We start from the raw sequence: 2,626 nt of genomic DNA, 5'->3' as shown, positions 1-2,626 counted from the left end.
GGTCGAGGCTGTGTAAAACCGTTTTAGAGCAGGTTTGACGGTCAGAACCAGAACGAAAATCGCGTTCCTACGCAAATTTCAGGTCTGCTGACTAGCCAATGCTGGCAGATTTTACGTAGCAACGCAGACTTCCAAACGGTGTCTGCGTTTTTACACACTCTGGGCCAATAGCAGCCCTTGATGATTGGCTGCTATTGGCAAAAAGGCAGCACAAGCCGACACCGACCTACGGCGAGTGTCAGCAATGGGCCGCAAGATTTACTTCGTGACCACCAGCGCCGGTGGCTGCCAGCTGCCGTCGCCAGCGGGAAGAATCGAAGGCGGTGCGGTCTTCGGCCAGTAGAGGCGCATTACCAGAAAGACCGTGTCGTCAGGCGCGGGCAACCAGTTTGCCTCCTTAGCCTTGCCGGGGGAGTCTTTCTGGATGTACAGCGTCAGTGAACCATCCGTGTTTTTCTTCATCGCCGACAGCATCGGCGAATTGATCAGGTAACGGTTGAGCGGATTCTTGACCAGCAGCTGGCTCTTGCCGTCGTACATGGTCACCGACCAGAAGGCATTGACKGGYGGCAGTTTGCCGGCSGGGAARGTSAGCGTGTASTTKYGCTTGCYGGTATYCARCGTCTGGCCGGTGCCGTCGGTRCGCGTRWTGGGRTACATCGCCTCGRCGGCGTCRTTRCCGTAGAGRCCSSCYTTCGCGGCRCCAGCMCGCWTCAGCCAGTCGSCYTTGTAGAACGYYTGGTCGCCGAAGWACGCGCCKACGCTCCAGCCGTTGATWWTCTTCRTYCCGCTCGMGAGRAACTTGTCGACCTTMTCGTCACCGGCCTTCATCCCGAGCAGGACCACGGCCTTGTGCTCGAGCGAGAGGTCCTTGAATTCGAAGGTGCGACCGGGTCCCACCCCAATGCTCGCCAGCTTGGCCCGGATCTCCTGGTCGTCAGCCGATGGCGGCACATACTCCATCGCGGCCGACAGGTACTCGAAGAAGTTGGCCTTGATGCCTTCCGTCGTAGCCGGCACGAAATCAATCTTCGGCGCAGTGGGCGGCGCGGGTTGATGGAGGAAGGCGGACAGCGGCTGGACCTTGTAGCCCGCTTGCACCTTCTCGACATTCGGCATGTCCTTGGCATTGTAGAGCTGAGTCCGAATGGCGCTCACGGCGAAGGGAGTGGTCGAGGTGAAGACTTTCTTGATACCGGGAGGGGGCGCGCCTTTCCAATCGGGACCGACCACCATGTAGTGGCCTGGCTCTTTGCCGTTGGCACGGCTGCGGATGTAACCGTAGTTGTAAGTGTTGCCGTCGATCATCTGCACCGAGTAGTAACGCCGCTTGTCCACTGCCGGCACCGAGATCACCATCGGCTCCGCGCGCAGGTCCAGCCAGACAAACGAGTACGGGGTGTCGCTGTTCGGAGTGATGATGGCCGTGTCTTGGTAGGTGAAGACACGAGGCTCGTTCTTGATCTGGTTAAACGGCGCCTTGAATTGCGGTCCGCCCTTGTCCACAGCATATTCGTTCATCACGGCGTAGTTCATGACCAGCGGCAARCCGTARATAAAGCCTTCCTCGGCGATCGCCTTGGTYTGCTCGAGACTCGGCGCRGSYACGCCCTTGGYCACATCCGYCTTGTCTGCCTGCGYGATCGGRTCGTTCTTGCYCGCACACCCCGCRAAAAGCGTTGAGCCYACKACGACGASYGCCGCAGCCATTGTCCAGCCCCGGTTAGACTTCCTGTTCATTTCCACCTCGTTAGTTTTGAGCAAGCTGGCACCGTGATCGTTCATGGCCACGGTGAAATAATTTGAATGCTTGTAACCCTCCCGACTTTTTCAGTAGTGCCAGGTCATGTGGGCGGTCAGGGCTTCAATCCAGGTGTTGTCGAACTCGCCTGATACACGATTGCCAGACAAGGTTTTGCTGATCGACTGGTGTGCCCCCACCCAGACCGCGGCTCACTGAAATTCAGGTCTATTTACTTAGCGACTGCGAAGCGTCCACTCACACGCTCAGGGAGTGTAGATCACACATCCCCTTGCGCAGCTGAGAAGCTCAGATTCAGTTCCGTAATATTTACGCGCCGCCGTTACGGACCATTTGGCTTCGAGAACAGCCAATCGTGATCAGCAGCCAAAAGCAGACAGTCCGAGATTAACTCTTGAGGTCCGCCAAAGACCGCTATGGATCGACTGCTGACCTTCGTGATAGGCAGAAAGCAGCCAGATGCGGCCATTTGCACCGGCTTTACCGTGCCGTCTAGCAGATTACTTTTCCCTCTCCAAACCAGACTGTTGCGGCCAAATCCATCCGCACTGTATCTGCTCCTGCCTATCTACTACTGGTTAGCATGACTCCTCACTCACGGACTTATGCCCTATGCCGGATACCACTGACCTTTATCTGTTCATTGTTGCCGCCTTGCTGTTGTTGATCGTTCCTGGCCCTAACATGGCCATCGTCATCAGCCATGCTGTAGCTCATGGATGGCGCGCCGGCCTCGCCGCTGCGCTAGGAATAACCCTGGCTGACGTGCTGATGACCATCATGGTTAGCGCAGGCCTCGGTGTGTTAGTGATGAGTTGGGCGCCGGCGTTTGACTTGCTGCGCTGGGCCGGCGCTGGTTATCTG

The 2,626-nt window shown here is 57.4% G+C and carries 2 protein-coding genes; one reads left to right on the top strand and one right to left on the bottom strand.

What is annotated here, in order from left to right; translation table 11 throughout:
- Positions 1-258: 258 nt before the first annotated feature.
- Entirely contained in the window at positions 259-1,536 is a 1,278-nt protein-coding gene (locus ACXRVY_RS23470; RefSeq protein ID WP_458238368.1) for a DUF1254 domain-containing protein, read from the bottom strand.
- A gap of 838 nt (positions 1,537-2,374) precedes the next feature.
- On the opposite strand from ACXRVY_RS23470, the gene ACXRVY_RS23465 reads away from it, so the two are divergent.
- Positions 2,375-2,626, top strand: a 252-nt coding sequence (locus ACXRVY_RS23465) for a LysE family translocator (RefSeq protein WP_458238367.1), incomplete at its 3' end; no start/stop codon positions are given.

The organism is Pseudomonas sp. P5_A2_2 (genome assembly GCF_054177685.1).
The sequence above is the reverse complement of the archived record's forward strand: the minus strand, read 5'-3'. Positions and strand labels throughout refer to the sequence as shown.